At 52.6% G+C, this 15,551-nt stretch carries 16 protein-coding genes; 3 read left to right on the top strand and 13 right to left on the bottom strand.

The features are described 5' to 3' along the window. Positions 1-76: 76 nt before the first annotated feature. Positions 77-379: a flagellar biosynthesis anti-sigma factor FlgM gene (gene flgM / locus J9880_RS16970; protein ID WP_095922301.1), complete on the top strand. Its 303-nt coding sequence runs from the start codon at positions 77-79 to the stop codon at positions 377-379. A gap of 49 nt (positions 380-428) precedes the next feature. Continuing rightward, positions 429-866 carry a flagella synthesis protein FlgN gene (locus J9880_RS16965; protein WP_119822404.1) on the top strand — a complete coding sequence of 146 codons (438 nt, stop codon included), beginning with the start codon at positions 429-431 and terminating at the stop codon, positions 864-866. 65 nt (positions 867-931) lie between these two features. Here the strand turns inward: J9880_RS16965 and J9880_RS16960 are convergent, their stop codons facing one another. The 5 genes from J9880_RS16960 to flhB all read right to left on the bottom strand — a co-directional run bounded on the left by J9880_RS16960 (position 932) and on the right by flhB (position 5,427). Further along, positions 932-1,246, bottom strand: coding sequence for a helix-turn-helix domain-containing protein (locus tag J9880_RS16960; RefSeq protein WP_195817528.1), 315 nt, complete (start codon positions 1,244-1,246; stop codon positions 932-934). 2 nt (positions 1,247-1,248) lie between these two features. Beyond that, on the bottom strand, positions 1,249-1,587 hold the full coding sequence (locus tag J9880_RS16955; protein WP_095922304.1) for a toxin: 339 nt from the start codon (positions 1,585-1,587) through the stop codon (positions 1,249-1,251). Between the two features lie 190 nt (positions 1,588-1,777). Then, positions 1,778-2,194: a flagellar protein FlhE gene (locus J9880_RS16950; protein WP_119822403.1), complete on the bottom strand. Its 417-nt coding sequence runs from the start codon at positions 2,192-2,194 to the stop codon at positions 1,778-1,780. A gap of 1 nt (position 2,195) precedes the next feature. After that, positions 2,196-4,280, bottom strand: a complete 2,085-nt coding sequence (flhA, locus tag J9880_RS16945) for a flagellar biosynthesis protein FlhA (protein WP_095922307.1) — start codon at positions 4,278-4,280, stop codon at positions 2,196-2,198. Then, positions 4,273-5,427 carry a flagellar biosynthesis protein FlhB gene (gene flhB, locus J9880_RS16940; RefSeq protein ID WP_095922308.1) on the bottom strand — a complete coding sequence of 385 codons (1,155 nt, stop codon included), beginning with the start codon at positions 5,425-5,427 and terminating at the stop codon, positions 4,273-4,275. The genes flhA and flhB overlap by 8 nt, the downstream gene beginning before the upstream one ends. 583 nt (positions 5,428-6,010) lie before the next feature. Here flhB and J9880_RS16935 point away from each other — a divergent pair. Further along, entirely contained in the window at positions 6,011-6,562 is a 552-nt protein-coding gene (locus J9880_RS16935; protein ID WP_095922309.1) for a tyrosine-type DNA invertase, read from the top strand. Positions 6,563-6,667: 105 nt separating this feature from the next. Here the strand turns inward: J9880_RS16935 and J9880_RS16930 are convergent, their stop codons facing one another. The 8 genes from J9880_RS16930 to J9880_RS16895 all read right to left on the bottom strand — a co-directional run bounded on the left by J9880_RS16930 (position 6,668) and on the right by J9880_RS16895 (position 14,920). Then, on the bottom strand, positions 6,668-7,318 hold the full coding sequence (locus J9880_RS16930) for a helix-turn-helix transcriptional regulator (protein WP_095922310.1): 651 nt from the start codon (positions 7,316-7,318) through the stop codon (positions 6,668-6,670). Between the two features lie 75 nt (positions 7,319-7,393). Then, positions 7,394-8,107, bottom strand: coding sequence for a response regulator transcription factor (locus J9880_RS16925; RefSeq protein ID WP_229921054.1), 714 nt, complete (start codon positions 8,105-8,107; stop codon positions 7,394-7,396). Between the two features lie 117 nt (positions 8,108-8,224). Next, positions 8,225-8,779 (bottom strand): fimbrial protein, encoded by a 555-nt coding sequence (locus J9880_RS16920; protein ID WP_095922311.1) that lies wholly within the window; start codon positions 8,777-8,779, stop codon positions 8,225-8,227. Between the two features lie 35 nt (positions 8,780-8,814). Then, positions 8,815-9,903, bottom strand: a complete 1,089-nt coding sequence (locus J9880_RS16915; RefSeq protein ID WP_229921055.1) for a fimbrial protein — start codon at positions 9,901-9,903, stop codon at positions 8,815-8,817. Positions 9,904-9,917: 14 nt separating this feature from the next. Beyond that, positions 9,918-12,476: a fimbria/pilus outer membrane usher protein gene (locus J9880_RS16910; protein WP_095922312.1), complete on the bottom strand. Its 2,559-nt coding sequence runs from the start codon at positions 12,474-12,476 to the stop codon at positions 9,918-9,920. Positions 12,477-12,577: 101 nt separating this feature from the next. Beyond that, complete coding sequence (locus J9880_RS16905) at positions 12,578-13,264, bottom strand: fimbrial biogenesis chaperone (protein WP_131694385.1); 687 nt, start codon at positions 13,262-13,264, stop codon at positions 12,578-12,580. Positions 13,265-13,353: 89 nt separating this feature from the next. Then, positions 13,354-13,875 carry a fimbrial protein gene (locus tag J9880_RS16900; protein WP_095922314.1) on the bottom strand — a complete coding sequence of 174 codons (522 nt, stop codon included), beginning with the start codon at positions 13,873-13,875 and terminating at the stop codon, positions 13,354-13,356. A gap of 496 nt (positions 13,876-14,371) precedes the next feature. Next, entirely contained in the window at positions 14,372-14,920 is a 549-nt protein-coding gene (locus tag J9880_RS16895; protein WP_095922315.1) for a tyrosine-type DNA invertase, read from the bottom strand. Between the last annotated feature and the right edge of the window lie 631 nt (positions 14,921-15,551).

Raw genomic sequence — 15,551 nt, 5'->3', positions numbered from 1 at the left:
TCGTCCCACGACGGCATTTTTAGGGTTTTCGTGACATTTTTCAAAACCCTGAGTCCCCATACTGGAGAAGAAATTTATGGCTATCGATCGTACTCAAGGTGTTTCACCTTTAACTCCGATCCAGCAACGCGACACGTCTGAAGCTTCAGTACAGAACGCGCGTAAAGAAGACACTGTTTCTGGCACCACCACCAGCGGTACGGCGGTGACCCTGAGTTCAGCACAAACGTCGCTGACCCAGTCAAGTGCGCAGGATATCAACACGGCACGTGTCGACGAACTGAAACAAGCTATCCGTGACGGCAAACTGACCATGGATACCGGCAAAATTGCCGACGCTTTGTTGCAGGACACGCAGGATTATCTCAAAGGTTTTTAAACTGAAGATCTCAGTGTAAAGACAAAAAGTTGGAAGGTAATAAGGCCCGATGAAGAACTTTATCAAGACCATGACTACCTTGGTTGAAACGTTGCAGGCGCTGGATCAAGTGATTAATCACGAACAAACGATACTGTGCTCAGGCCGCGTTAATGGTGCAGCCTTGCAACATATCACCGAGCAGAAAAGCTCATTGTTAGCCACGGTAGACTATCTTGATAAACAGCGTCGTCAGCATGACGAACGCCTCAGACAATCCGCACCCTATTCCCGCCAGCCGGAAATCGCCGCGATGTGGAAGGATGTGGTGCAACTGACCACCAGACTGAGTCAGATTAACCGTCATAACGGCATGTTATTGGGTAACCAAATCGCCTATAACACTGAGGCGCTGGCGATCCTCAACGCCAGTCAGACGCAGAAATTCTACGGACCGAACGGGCAGGAAACCGTATCGGGGCAAACCGTCAGGAAGATCTCCGTTTAACGCCGAACGAGGGGAAAGTTTTCCCCTCAGCACTTCTCCCGTTCGCCAATTCATATCCGCGATATCTATACCAACCCCGCCAGTTGCTCTAATGTCGCCGGATCCTTTTCGACCAGTTTTATCAGCAAAATGGCCTGCCGGTTAGGTTTCGCTCTGCCCTGTTCCCAGTTCTGATAGGTTGTCAGAGCGGTTTGCAGGTAATAGGCGAAAACTGCCTGAGAGATATTCAGGTTCTCCCGAATCTCTTTTAACTCAACCGCGCTCAATCTCACTTCACGACCGACAGTTCTTTCCACCGTTTTAAGCGTACGCTTACCCTGACCAGCCTCACCCCATGCATTCAGGCCATCAGCAATCTCAGCAAACAGATCCCTTTTCATTGTCATTCTTGTTTCGCCTTATGCTGTTTCAACAGCAGTCCTAACATCTTCTTTTGCGCGAAGGTCAGGTCATCCATTTCGCCTTTTCCGTACACCGTAATGAGAAGAAAATGCGCCTTTGCGACCCACCAGTAATAAATAATCCTTGTACCACCACGCTTACCCTTATTTCTCTGACGATCAGGAAAACGGAGTTTGCGTAACCCCCCGGTATGCATAATCACATCTCCACAGGTAGGGAAAAGCAATAACGCATTCTGGAGGATCCGGTACTCATCGTCCGTCAGATATGCAGACCGATGTGCTTCAAAAACGGGTAATTCTACAAATACAGCTTTCATCCATGCCCCTGAGATTCCCTATATTCTGATAAAACTATCCCCATGTAAAGGATAGTTAGACGATTCAAATCACTACACGCGCAACATTAACGGAATGATGACAGACTGCTAAGAGGGAATAACCAGGGATGGGAGACGGCTTCCAGAAGGTTTTTAGGGATTGCAGGGATTGCAGGAGACGGTCGAGTGCTTACTTATAATTCACGATCACTTCATTACTGATCACCCGCAGCGGGGTATTCATTGCGCCGCCGCCGGGGACGAAATAGACCAGCCGCAGCGGTGCGATGGCTGTCTGGCCGTAGAAGGATTGGGTAACGCCGCTGTCTGCATCCAGATTCACGCAATGATTTACTGTGTTGCACAGCTTCACCTGCAATCCGGCGGGTCTTGCGCCCAGCAGTTGGTACTTCCAGCTGATTGTGGTGATCGTGGGCGCGTTTTGACTTCTGACCGGCGCGGAGGCCGGTGGCGCTAAGGCCCCCGACGACATCATTACGCCCCGGTTTTGCAATGTGACACCGCGCTGCGTATCCGACCACGAGCCGGAGGCCGCCATGGCTGGCAGGCTCAGCGCGATCAATAACAGCAGCGCGGGACGGCACATCTTATTCACCACCGATGGTGGCCGTCATGCGGATCTGGCGGCTGTCGGTCATTTCAAGGTTCGACATCACCACGATATTCGGCAGTGAGCGACGCAGGAAGCGTGACAGCAGCGGACGCAGCGCGTGATTCACCAGCAGAACCGGCGGCGCACTGAGCATATCCTGACGTTGCAGTGCGGCTTCGGATTGCGTCAGCAGGCGGTCGGCAAGGCCCGGTTCCAGCCCGCCGCCGCTTTGCAGCGCCTGTAACAACAGACGCTCCAGCGAGGTATCCAGCCCGATAACCTGTACTTCGCCGTTGCCAGGGAACCATTGCTGAGTGATGGCGCGACCGAGCGCGACACGCACCACGGAAGTCAGTTCGTTCGGATCCTGCTGGTTCGGCGCATATTCCGCCAGCGTTTCAATAATGGTGCGCATATCCCGGATCGAGACACGCTCGGCTAACAGGTTTTGCAGAACTTTATGCATGTTGGTGAGGGAAATGACGCCCGGAATGAAATCTTCCGTCAGTTTCGGCATTTCTTTGTTCACCCGCTCCATCAGCTCCTGCGTTTCCTGACGGCCAAACAGTTCTTTGGCGTGCAGGCTGATCAGGTGATTCAGATGCGTGGCGACCACGGTACTGGCTTCCACTACGGTGAAGCCCTGAATCTGTGCCTGCTCGCGCATGGCCGGTTCGATCCACACCGCCGCCAGCCCGAATGCCGGATCGACCGTCGGCTCGCCCGGCAATTCACCAATGGCGCTGCCCGGGTTGATCGCCATCCAGCGGCCAGGGTGCGCCGTGCCGGTGCCGATTTCCACGCCTTTCATCAGAATACGGTAGCCCGCAGGCGGCAGTTCGAGGTTATCGCGGATATGAATGACCGGCGGAAGATAGCCCATCTCCTGCGCGAATTTTTTACGAATACTGCGGATACGCCCGAGCAGTTCGCCGTTCTGTGCAAAATCCACCATCGGGATCAGACGGTAGCCGACTTCCATGCCCAGCGGATCTTCCAGCTGAACGTCCTGCCAGCTGGCTTCCACCATCTGCTTGCCGCTGTCTGAGGCCGCCGGTGCCGCTTCTTTGGTCGCCGGTTTTTTCAGCTCCTGACCGCGCGTCCACCACGCCAGACCTAACAGGCCCGCAGTGAACAGCAGGAACACCAGATTGGGCATGCCCGGCACCATACCGAGTAAGCCCAGCACACCGGCGCTCAGCATCATAACGCGCGGGTTGCGGAACAGCTGGGTGACCATCTGTTCGCCGACATCTTCGTTGGTGCCGACGCGGGTCACGATAACACCCGCTGCGGTGGAGATAACCAGCGCAGGGATCTGCGCCACCAGACCGTCACCGATGGTCAGCAGGGTATAGCTTTCAGCCGCGTGACCGAGATCCATGCCGTGTTGCAGAACACCGACCAGCAGGCCGCCGACCACGTTGATGATCATGATCATCAGACCCGCCACGGCGTCACCACGAACGAATTTACTGGCACCGTCCATGGAACCGTAGAAGTCCGCTTCCTGCGTCACGTCGCTGCGGCGTTTTTTCGCTTCGTCTTCGCCAATCAGACCGGCGTTCAGATCGGCATCAATCGCCATCTGTTTACCCGGCATACCATCGAGCACGAAACGCGCGCCGACTTCGGCGATACGCCCGGCACCTTTGGTGATAACCATGAAGTTGATCAGCACCAGGATGATAAACACCACGATACCGATGGCGAAGTTACCGCCGACCAGGAAGTGGCCGAAGGCTTCGATGACCCGCCCTGCCGCCGCGCCGCCGGTGTGACCTTCCATCAGGATCACACGCGTCGAGGCCACGTTCAGCGACAGACGTAATAAGGTGGAGAACAGCAGAATGGTCGGGAACGCCGCGAAATCCAGCGTTCGCTGGGTAAACATCGCCACCAGCAACACCATGATGGATAAGGCAATGTTAAAGGTGAACAGCAAGTCGAGGAGGAACGGCGGCAACGGCAGCACCATCATCGACAGGATGATCAGGATCAGGATAGGGCCTGCCAGCACCTGCCATTGTCCGGACTTAAAGTTGGCGGGTAAACGCAGTATCGCGGCCAGATTAGCCATGGGTATCACTCTCTCCTGCTGCAAAATCCAGACCATCAGGCACTGGTAAATGTTGAGGTTTTTTCGGGATCAGTCCGCCTTCACGCTTCCAGCGTTTCAGCTGATATACCCAGGCCAGCACTTCAGCAACGGCGGCATACAACGTGGCCGGAATTTGCTGACCAATATCACTGTGCCGGTACAGCGCACGCGCCAGAGGCGGCGCTTCCAGCATCGGAATCTTGTGTTCGGCACCGAGTTCTTTAATGCGCAGTGCCACGTTCCCTGCGCCCTTCGCCAACACTTTCGGTGCACTCATTTTATTTTCACTGTATTGCAGCGCGACGGCATAATGCGTCGGGTTGGTGACGATCACATCCGCTTTCGGCACATCGGCCATCATGCGGCGTCGGGCCATCGCACGTTGTTGCTGGCGGATACGCCCTTTGACGTGCGGATCACCTTCCTGACTTTTATGTTCGTCGCGGATGTCCTGCTTGCTCATGCGCAACTTTTTCAGGTTGCTCCAGATTTGCCAGAACACGTCGAACGCCACCATCGGCGTTAATCCGAGGACGACCATCAGCCCGCAAAACACCACCATGTTCAGCGCTTCGCCGAGCGCGGGAATGGTCGGTTGCGCCATCAGACGCATCATGTCCGGCCATTTGTGCCACAAATACAATCCGGCGACGGTGCCCACCAGTAACGCTTTCAGGATGGCTTTCAGCAGTTCGGCCAGCACCTGACCGGAAAATAAACGCTTGAAACCGGCAATCGGATCCATACGGCTGAACTTGGGCGCAAAAGACTTGCCGCTGAACATCAGCCCGCCGAGCAGTAACGGCGCGGCAAGGGCGATCAAAATCAGGCCGCCAATCACCGGCAGTAACGCCCAGACCGCGCGTCCGAGCAGGGTCGCCATTTGCTGCAACACCTGCCGGTCATCGCTGACCATGCCGTGATCGAATTTCAGACCCTGCGAAATCATCACGCCAAGCTGGCGCGCCATAGATTCGCCGGACATCCAAAGCAGCGTTAACCCGCCGCCGAGCATCAGAACGGACGTCAGTTCGCGCGAGCGCGGGATTTGCCCTTCTTCACGCGCCTTTTCAAGCCTGTGTGCGGTGGGGGCCTCACTTTTTTCGAGATCGCTTTCTTCAGCCACCGGGGGTTCCTGTCAGCGTTAACCCGACGTGTAAAACACCACGGGCACAATTTCAGGCTTAGCATGACAAACATCTGCAGGTTCGATGGGGAGAACAAAGGGAGGTTTTGAGGTCTTTTCCCTAAATCAAACGGGACGGCGTGCCCGGCTCAGGAAAGTGAAAATAACGTACTGTGCTGAGTTGTCACCGGTAAAATTTACATTTGGCTATTTTGTGACAATCACGCAAATATCCCCGCGCCGGAGGCTTTTGATTTACACGCCAGTCATAAGGGGGGGATATAATAGGAATAATCCCAGGATCCTCTCAGATTGATAATTAAAACAATTAATTATGTAGCCTGTTTAAATAATATTTAAATGATACAGCGCGTGCAGAAAACTAATTTCACGCATGATGATTTCATTATCACATTATATTTTTTGGGTCTAAACACCGAAATTTAATTACCTAATACGTCGAATAATACCCGCTCTGAATAATTCATTTGCTGAATGTATAATCTAATGCTTAAATAGCTCACCATCGCGTATGAAGCACAATAACCTGTAAAATAAAAGAATTGCTCAAAGGATTAGGACAATGGCAGGGAGAAAATATCTCACTCATTTGGAAATTGAGAAACTGGTCGCCGCAACCGCGGGCGGAAAAAACGCAGTCAGAGATAAATGCATGTTATTAATGTGTTTCATTCATGGTCTTCGTGTCAGTGAACTCACAAAGTTACGGGTAAACGACATTGAACTGGCAACGAATATAGTTCACATATCCCGGCTGAAAAATGGTTTTTCGGTTCATCACCCGTTACAGATCCGCGAGGTTAAGGCAATTAAAGACTGGCTGAAAGTACGTTCACAATATCTTGATCCAGACACTGAGTGGTTATTTCTCTCACGACACGGTGGTCAGATCTCACGCCAGCAGATCTACCGTTTAATACGCAACTATGGAAAACAAGCCGGTATCAACGTCAATGTTCACCCCCATATGCTCCGGCATGCTTGCGGGTTTGCGCTGGCAGATAAAGGCTGTGACACCCGGCTGATTCAGGATTATCTCGGCCACAGAAACATTCAAAATACCGTTATTTATACGGCAAGTAATGCAGAGCGATTCAGGGCCATCAATATATAGTCATCGTGTTCTGCACCCCGAAACGGAAATGCCCGCTTTATTTATGAAGGGGCATTTCCCCCGCCCGCAGCCCCCTCCCCTTCACGGCCTGTTCAATACCTTTTTTTAACACATGTTTTTCAACATCAGGAACAGTTCGGAATCGGTTTTCACACCCAGTTTGCGCATCGCATTACATTTGTGCGCACTGATTGTTTTTATGCTCAGTTGCTTAGCTTGCGCAATTTCACGCAGGTCCATGCCGTTAAACAGATGTCGCAGCACCTCCGTTTCGCTTCGCGTGATCCGTGCAGAAGCCTGAATGTTTTGCTCAGTCAGACGCACCAGGTCGCAACAGATCCGCGGGCTTAAGACGCGCTTTCGGGCAAATGCCTGTCTGAAATAATCCTCGGTGTCGCGCAGCGATTCACCGCGTGCAATCAGACTGATATTGCGCTGGTTGACCAGCTTTCGCAGTTCGTTGCCATTATGGCAAAGCGTATAAACCACCATATTCAGACGGGGAAATTGCTCACTGAGATTTAGCAGAATATCCAGCCCCTGGTGCAGGTTTTCCTGGGCGCTTTGCAGGTCTGTCACCAGAATATCCACGGACTGATACATCAGGGCTTCTGAGATTTTCTCCAGACATGTTTCTTTCACGCGGATATCGCAGCCGCTGTCAATGGACGTAATCAGTGATGACAGTCCGGAGAGCGTCAGCGGCTGGCTGTCCATCAGCGCCACAGCGCGGGTCGATGTATGAGTATGATGCATAACTCTCTTGCTCCTTGCTGCCGGGCTTCATTTCCCGGCACCGTTCCATTTGAGGATGTCCTATTGCCACCGGAATTAATGGCTGGCAGCCGGACCAATCTTCGCCATCCATGAGCCCTGGGCAAAAAGTTCACTGTCATTGTGAAAACCCAGTTTCATCATCGCATTGCGCTTATGCGTGCTCACTGTGCGGATATCGCGATGCAGCGTCTGTGCGACGCTGGAAACGCTCATGCCCGAGAAAAGACAGGTCAGCACCTCGAGTTCACGGGCGGTGAGTGCCGGGTTTTTCATCGCGGGGGTCGTCACCAGCCTCTTGGCTTTCGGGCTCAGCCACTGGCGCCCGCCGGCCATCACGTCAAAAACACATTGCACCAGCGCCAGCTCCGGCTCGTGTTTAAGTAACACACCGTTGGCCGGAGAAGACGCCAGCAGTTCCAGCACGCGGTGGTCGCTGAAATCAGTGCAGATGATAATTTTCATCTGCGGATGTGAATCTTGCAGATGGGCCAGCAAGCGCAGGCCATCAAGCACCGATTCCTTTTCGCCGCAAATGTCCATGATAAGCAGTGCCGGTAGCGAGCGGGCGATGGCCGCCTGAATACCTGCAAGGCGCTGTACATAATTGACGGATTTTGTGATGCCGCAGGAAGCGGTCAGTACACGCTTCATGCCCAGAGCAGTAACGGGACAAGCGTCCATAATCAGTACGCCTTCCGCCGGTAAATTTGGGCGGAAAGCGTCACGGGCAACATGACCCGGCGTGAGGTTGTCGACACTGTTCATCATAGCTTCCTTGTTTTCTCAGTCACATTCCCGACAGGGACATAATCCTGTACAAAATCCTTACGTTCTTTATTGATGGTGCTTACTGATTTCCCTCAGTTGTTGAGCGTGCAAATGGGCTTACTGGTAGGTAAACGTGACTTGTACGCTGCCGACAATCGTCCCCGGCGTCACCTTCCCCTGCGCGCTGTACGCCCGGGCGCGCAGATCAAACGTGGTACTGCGGGTGGCGGTATCAATGTTCTGAACTTTATACCCCGCGTTTCCCAGTGCGGTACCGTCGCTGCTTTGCAGCTGAATTTGCACCTGCGTGGCGCTGCCGGTGTTGGCATACATGTCGCTTTCAGCCTCATCCGGTGTCCCGTTCACGGTCATGGTGGCTTCGGAGGTCGATGCCGGACACGCCGTCAGCGCAATCGAAAAAGGTTTCCAGTCTGATGATGACCCGGCCTCAGCCATCGACGAGGCCAGAATCTTCTGCCCCAGATCCACATTCATTCCGCCGGAAGGCAGACTGACCGTGCACGGCGACGCTTTAATATTGCCGGTGATATTCAGTACGGTGTCCGCGCTGACCGGTTGCCACAGCGTGCTGGCCGTCAGCCCCAGTCCAAGCGCCAGAAACAGCGCCGGTGCTTTTCCTTTAGTTATTACAAATGCCGCTAAGCTTTTCATCTTGGTGATATTCCCTTACCGGTCACGTTCCGGAATTACTGTATTTCTGCGCGGATAGTCGCGGTGGCGGTGAAATCACCGGTGCCCGGCTCTTTACCACTGGTGTTAATCGGAAATAAGTTAATTTGCGACGTGCCCGCCTGAGTGGCGTAATCCATCGTCAGCGGTAAGCGGCCGCTGAGCGGTGCCACGGTTGCACCCGCGCTGTCCTGGATCCTGACGCCCACATCGGCGTTAGTGGTCGAGAGTGCGGTCGGATCATTGGCATCCGGCGTTCCCTGGAAAGAGAGACTGACATTGACGCCTTCGGAAATATTGGTGCAGGCCACGTTGAAATTGACGTTTTTCGGCGTGAAGTTTTTCGCCATCTGACCTTTGGTGGCGATATCGCCCGACATGATGTCGCCAAAGGGTACCGTGATCACACCCCCGCCATTGATAACGCACGACTGCGGCACCGTCACTGTGCCGCTCATCCAGACGGTCGAGACAGGAACGGTCGACTGCGTGGTCGGATCAGACGCGATATACACATCCACGACTTTGGTCAGCGGAATGGTTTGTACACCGACAAAAGGCCGGCGGAAGTAGAGTGAAATGGTGCCGCGGGCGCCCGTGGCATAAGGATATCGGGCGCAGCTGGTGGCGGTATTCTGGTTACTGACACTGGTAAACGGCGTCGATTTATAATCGCCAAATCCCCCGGCAATATAGACCTGACTGGCCACTGCCAGAAACTCGTTGATACTGTAATAATTCAGGTTACCGTCGTTGTACGCCAGCCCGGTATCCGGCACTTTTGCGGTCACGTAACCCCCGACATAGTCGCCGGTGCAGGAACAGGTCACATTGTAGTTACCGCTGAGGTTCCATTCATAGGCGTTGTTGACGATCTTTCCGGCCGTGTTTTGAGTCGGGTCGGTCAACAAATAAGTCATGTTGAACGTATAGGATTTTGTCCCATCCGTCGGGGCACAGTCACTTGCCTGCACGTTGGCGCTCAGCATGCCACCGGCCAGCAACAGCCCGAACAATGCGCCCTTTTTACCCCCGGACACGCCGCGGAGAATGGGCTGGCGTGGAGAAGTCACGTGTGTGGTTAATTGATTCATACGATCGGTCATTTCCATGTTCCGCCTTACCGGCAGTCTCCGTTAATAAGTTGAATACCCGACGTGGCCGGTTGTTCAGGCAGGCGATAGTTCACCTGACAGGACTGCGCCGCTGAATTACCCCATTTCACTGTCAGCGTGCCGCTGTCGGACATACCTGACAGATAAACCTGGCCGCCGTCGCCGACAATGCTGCTGTTTTCCTTGTCCCCGTTGTTCACCCCTGCGGTAGCACCAAAGGGCACCGGCTCGCCATTGGCGCGGGTCAGTGTCATCAGCACACGCTGGCCGATGTTCGGATCAAAGTCCGCACGCACCACCGCGCCACGTGTCGGGATCACCGTGGTGCTGGTCAGCGTCATATCGACATTGTCCGGCAAGGTTGAGGTATCCAGGGAAATCTGGTTACGCCGGTACGCCGTGGCGTAAGGCACCACCGCATAGCCACGCCAGTCGGTTTTAACCCCGGTATTGCTGGTGATGCTGACATCGTCCGCGCCCGGTGCTTTCACCAGCACCACCGTTTCACTCAGCGGTTGCGAGAAGGTCACGCCATTTTCATGCAGCAAAATGCCGCCCTGCAGACCGTAATCCATACGGCGCTGGCTGCGGTCGTAGCCGTAACCGGCATTCACTTCGCCGTAGCCACCTTTATAGTCGGCGCTGGCATAGCCGTTCGCACCCTGCCCCTGCGTGGTGTAACCCTGACTGATGTTGTAATTCAAATTGTCATCACGCAGTGCCGTGCCGCTCAGCCCGACGTTATGCGAGGTATTGCCATTTTTACTGCTGTTGAGGTTATAGGTGGCGTAACTGCCCGGCAGCCATTTGCTCAACGGCACGCTGACGTTAAAAGCCACAATCTGATCGGTGTAATAGGTCCGGTTGCCGTTGCTGTCCGTGCCATTGCGGTTATAGGTGTAGTTAACCCCCCAGGAAATGCCGTCCCAGGTGTTGTTGTAGCCCACGCTGCCTGATTGGGTTGACCGGTTGTTATTCCAGTATTCTTCTTTCACCAGACTCAGGGAAAGCGCACCGCCCTTTTCCCACAAGTTCTGGCTCAGGGTCAGTTCAGCGCGGCTTTTTTTATGATCGCTGTAATACCCGCTGCCGCCGGAGTAGCTTTCCAGCGCTTCCTGCAAGGTGTAAAACCCGGCCGTGGAATAGCGGTAGCTGGCCAGGCTGAAGTTGGTGCCTGATTCGACAAAGCTTTTGCCATAACGCAGCCGGTAAGACTGACCGCTGTCTTTTGGCGCATCTTCCTGTTTAGTCCAGGCCTGCGTCACGTCAGCGGACAGCGCACCGATGCTGCCGAGGTTTTGACCCAGCCCCATCGCCACTGACTGGTATTTGCTGGCCGCCTGCAAGCCGCCGTACACCGTCGCACCATGCGATAAACCATAAATTGCGGTGCCCTGTGTGAACGGCGTCTTTTCGACGTTATCGTTATACGAGCGGTACTGACCGCTGGTGAAGCTGTATTTCAGATGTCCTTCGCGCTGAAGCACCGGCACCGACGCGAAAGGCACCACCATATTTCGCTCACTGCCATCGGCTTCTTTGATCGTCACATTCAGGTCGCCACTGCCTGCTGTCGGATAGAGGTCAGAAATAGCGAACGGCCCGGCAGGCACGTAACTCTGGTAGATGACATAGCCGTTCTGGCGGATGGTCACCTGCGCATTACTGTTGGCAATGCCACGCACCACCGGCGAATAGCCTTTCATGCTGTCCGGCAACATGTCGTCGTCGGAGGCCAGCTGTAAACCGCGAAACGGGACGGTATCGAACACTTCGGTCGGCGAGTTACTGTCGCCCAACGTCAGCTGGCTCCGCAGCATCTGAATGTCACGTTGCAAATAGGTGTTGATGGAATCCCAGTGGTCAGTGCCTTTGCTGTCGCGGTTCCAGGTGGAATAGTTACGCAAACGCCAGACACCCAGATTCGCCCCTGAACGCAGGTTCAGGTAATAGGTATTGCTGTTACGCGTGTCGTTTTCCCGCGCTTCGGTGTTCGCGCCGCTGAAGCTGTAGTTCATCAGCAAAGCCGGAATGCCCGGATCCCATTTGTCCGGAGACACGTACCCGCGCGCCTGCGAATTCAGCGCCGCCTGGGGAATGCTCAGATCCAGCCGTTGCTGATCGAAGCGGAAAGCCGCAGAAGACTGCGCTATCGCACCGGTGAAATTGGCACACTCGTCTGTCGCCTGAATGCCGGGGAACATGCCAATCTTCACACCCATATCCCGCAGCAGTTCGCCGCTCAGGCAGGGTTGCAGGCTTTGCTTACCCGCCGCATCCGTCGTAAGGGTAAATTTTACGTCGCGGGTATCGACCTCTGATCCATTCAGATAAATATCAACACGATAAGTGCCTGGCGGCTGTAAATCCCCGTCTTCGAAAATTGACAGATCGGCATTACCCTGTGCAGGATTATCGATTTCCAGTAAGGCCGGGTTGAAATATTCCGCTGCGCTGGCCAGATGTGTTCCGCCCGTTAACATGGCTATCTGGCACGACACCAGCCAGGCAAGCCGGGAACGCGTAAAGCCGGTCGAATTATGACTTTTCGTTTTGTTCTTCATTGTGTTAATTCCATGTTGCAACGCAGCCAGAATTTCTGGCGCTTCTCCCTCGCCTTCCTTGTTTACCGCCGTGACAGACTTCTGCTGGTTATGAATTCAGGTCAGAGACTGGCAATAAAAGGTGTGCTGGTGCCGCCGTAATCATTGATGAATTGCCAGCTCAATGAGCCGCCGGTGACGCCGGACGGTAAGTCAAAACTGGCGTCAGACTGCGGTGCGACCATGGTGACGTTCTTCATCGCGCTGCCATTGATTTTCACGTTGAAGAATGTGATGTAATGCGCTGACGGATTGGTCACCTGAATGTGGTTACCGGTGCGTTTCCATGTCAGCGTTTTAGCGGACTCGTCCAGCGTACTTTTCACGCCAGACGGGCGAAAAATCAGCTTAATGCGCGTCTTCACGGCAATCTGCAGGGTGTTTTCCCGCTTCTCAGCGGAAGGAATCGATTTGATGTTCAGCCAGTACAGCGACTCTTTGGTCTCAGGCAAATCACCGCCCGCACGCACAACGCGCAGAATGTTTTGCTGATTACCGTCAAGGCGGAATAAAGGTGGCGTCACGATAAACGGCGCTTTGTCTGCCGGTGCTGTTTTGCCGTTTTCATCGCCATCCACCCAGGACTGGATCAGATACGGCGTTTTATCGGGGTTACTGATATTGATGGAGGATTCTTTCTTGCCGCCGTCATAGATGAGACGCGTGCCGCCGACCACGACACCCGCTTGTGCGGCCATGCCAAAGGTCATTAATAATGCTGCCACCGCTGTAGCGCGCCATGTTTTCATGGTGTTCCTGCCTGTCTTAACCATTCAAATAGACCAGGGGGATACACTCCCCTGGTCTGACTTAATTCAACTGAAGCGAATCAAAAGGCTTATTGATAAACCACGGTGAACTGAGTCACGCCGTTTGCATCACCCACGGTGACAGCGTCAGTCAGGGAGATGTAACGGGCGCTGAAGTCCAGGTTGTTAGGACCAGTGCTGACCAGCGGATAAACAGAGGAGTCTTCGTACAACGGAACCACTTTGTTCTGGTTGTCAGAAATCTGAATACCCACGCCTGAGGCAGTGCTGTCACCGGCAGTCAGTGCCAGCACGGTGTTGTCACCAGAAACCTGAGTACCGTCGAAACGCACGGTCGCACCGGTCACGGTGTCAGGGCAGTCGGTCAGAACTAAAGTGAATTTTTTGGCAGCGGCCAGTGAACCCGCCACAGGGAACGCGGTACGGGCGATATTACCCAGGAAGACATCCTGGTTTTGAGAAGCAGTATCGATCGTACAAGCCGCATCTGTGATAGTGCCGGTAAAGTTAACGGCGCCATCTGCTGCAAAAGCAGAAGAAGCGAATACAGAAGACGCGATCAGGGCAACAGCAAGAAGATTCTTTTTCACGAAATTTTTCCTATTAACATAATGCACATCGAAACACCTTTCCCGGTGTCCGAATTAGTTTTGACAAAACCATCTGTCATTCCTTTATTTAGTTCATGAGGTTCCACCCCACTTAATAAGCCGCCGGACGGGTTTAACCCCGAAACCCAAACGATTCATTTTGAACTAAAGTGACTCCTTTGGTTTATTATGCCAAATAGATGACATTGTGCGGAGTTTACTGCTTTTATATGAGAACTTTGTGAGATTTAACTAACGTATTGGCAGGCGGAGTGAGAATGACACGGGAAATCAAGGGAAGTGGATATAAGAAAAAACCGAGAGGCTTCTGGTGTGCTGAAATAACAAATAAATGTGTAAGCAACTGAATTTGATATGATTTTAATAAACTTCTGCGGAGGGGTGCATTCAGTATTGACAGAAATTTACCGGCTGATTAGAGTATGCTCCAATTTAGTTCAAAATGACTCCATTGAAACAATTAATTACAGGTTAACTACCAGACTTCTTTAAATCTTTTGGCGTTACTCGCCGTATATAAAACCGTATTCTGAATATTACGATGACCTAAATAATCCTGAATTAAGCGGGTATCAATCCCTCTGTCTGCCAGCGCAAAACCACAGCCGTGTCTTAACATATGCGGATGGGCATTAATAGTCAGATTAGCGGCCTGACTATAATTTCTAATTAACCAGTAAATGCGCTGCCGTGATAATTTAGAACCACGGTTAGAAAGAAACAACCAGTCTGAATCCGCACCACGGTATTGCTTTCTTTTATTCATCCAGAGCATTAACGATTTCCTTTCCCGCATATAGAGAGGATGAACGGTAGAGAAGCCATTTTTTAACCGGTGGATATAGATATTATTGCCTTCCATGTCGATATCCGAGAGCCGCCAGCTACTGATTTCGCTGACCCGGCAACCGTGGATAAAACACATCCAGATCAGACAATAATCCCGTTCTGCGTGCCTTCCGCGCAACGTCGCCTCGAGCAGTTTCTCAACCTCAGACGGAGTCAGGTATTTACGATTTTTCATAGTGCCTCTTCATGTTCATGTCGTCCCGGATAAGTATTGATTTCAGTGGCACTCATCATTCAACACTTTCCGAAAATGGAATTAGTGATCGCCTGCTGCACAGCGGTTCATTAATTCGTCGTTTAATAACAGGGGTTTTAATAACCCTGTGTGTTTCAAGCCCTCCTTAAAGTGATACCTGTAAAATTAATTCACTCATTTTCAATATACGTCCTAAACCCAACGTCATCAAATAAAATAAAAACCAACGCATTATGCTTATCAGCACTGACAATTAAGTTTATATCACATTCGCCACAACGGAGGCGTGATTTAAAATAATTCACCCTTTTTAAACTGTTGTGAATTATATTTAACCTGTCACGACCGTGACAATCAGCAGGGCATTTTTTCGCGCTTACCCTTTAATACTCTCTCATTTTCGGCACTTCGGAGGCGTTTTATCCTGCCTGTGGCCGGAATTTTTTACAAGGAAATTTCTGAGGCCTTTTAAGCATTTTTATCGCGGGCGGGGATTTTATTTCAGGGGAAAAGCAGAACATCCGAACGTTGTGCCAAATATACGGTGATCTGGTCGCCAAAAGTCGTTTTTATACCGTCTATGTTCGGGGACAGGCAAAGCAGGAAGAAC

The sequence above is a fragment of the Rahnella victoriana genome, assembly GCF_021276285.1.
Taxonomy (GTDB): domain Bacteria; phylum Pseudomonadota; class Gammaproteobacteria; order Enterobacterales; family Enterobacteriaceae; genus Rahnella; species Rahnella victoriana.
Note: the sequence above shows the minus strand (reverse complement) of the source record. Positions and strands in the feature narration are given on the sequence as shown.

What these genes read in the sequence shown, in the direction of transcription:
- flgM (WP_095922301.1), top strand. Translation starts at nt 77, where the DNA reads ATGGCTATCGATCGTACTCAAGGTGTTTCACCTTTAACTCCGATCCAG.
- J9880_RS16965 (WP_119822404.1), top strand. Translation starts at nt 429, where the DNA reads ATGAAGAACTTTATCAAGACCATGACTACCTTGGTTGAAACGTTGCAG.
- J9880_RS16960 (WP_195817528.1), bottom strand. Translation starts at nt 1,246, where the DNA reads ATGAAAAGGGATCTGTTTGCTGAGATTGCTGATGGCCTGAATGCATGG.
- J9880_RS16955 (WP_095922304.1), bottom strand. Translation starts at nt 1,587, where the DNA reads ATGAAAGCTGTATTTGTAGAATTACCCGTTTTTGAAGCACATCGGTCT.
- J9880_RS16950 (WP_119822403.1), bottom strand. Translation starts at nt 2,194, where the DNA reads ATGTGCCGTCCCGCGCTGCTGTTATTGATCGCGCTGAGCCTGCCAGCC.
- flhA (WP_095922307.1), bottom strand. Translation starts at nt 4,280, where the DNA reads ATGGCTAATCTGGCCGCGATACTGCGTTTACCCGCCAACTTTAAGTCC.
- J9880_RS16935 (WP_095922309.1), top strand. Translation starts at nt 6,011, where the DNA reads ATGGCAGGGAGAAAATATCTCACTCATTTGGAAATTGAGAAACTGGTC.
- J9880_RS16930 (WP_095922310.1), bottom strand. Translation starts at nt 7,318, where the DNA reads ATGCATCATACTCATACATCGACCCGCGCTGTGGCGCTGATGGACAGC.
- J9880_RS16925 (WP_229921054.1), bottom strand. Translation starts at nt 8,107, where the DNA reads ATGATGAACAGTGTCGACAACCTCACGCCGGGTCATGTTGCCCGTGAC.
- J9880_RS16920 (WP_095922311.1), bottom strand. Translation starts at nt 8,779, where the DNA reads ATGAAAAGCTTAGCGGCATTTGTAATAACTAAAGGAAAAGCACCGGCG.
- J9880_RS16915 (WP_229921055.1), bottom strand. Translation starts at nt 9,903, where the DNA reads ATGACCGATCGTATGAATCAATTAACCACACACGTGACTTCTCCACGC.
- J9880_RS16910 (WP_095922312.1), bottom strand. Translation starts at nt 12,476, where the DNA reads ATGAAGAACAAAACGAAAAGTCATAATTCGACCGGCTTTACGCGTTCC.
- J9880_RS16905 (WP_131694385.1), bottom strand. Translation starts at nt 13,264, where the DNA reads ATGAAAACATGGCGCGCTACAGCGGTGGCAGCATTATTAATGACCTTT.
- J9880_RS16895 (WP_095922315.1), bottom strand. Translation starts at nt 14,920, where the DNA reads ATGAAAAATCGTAAATACCTGACTCCGTCTGAGGTTGAGAAACTGCTC.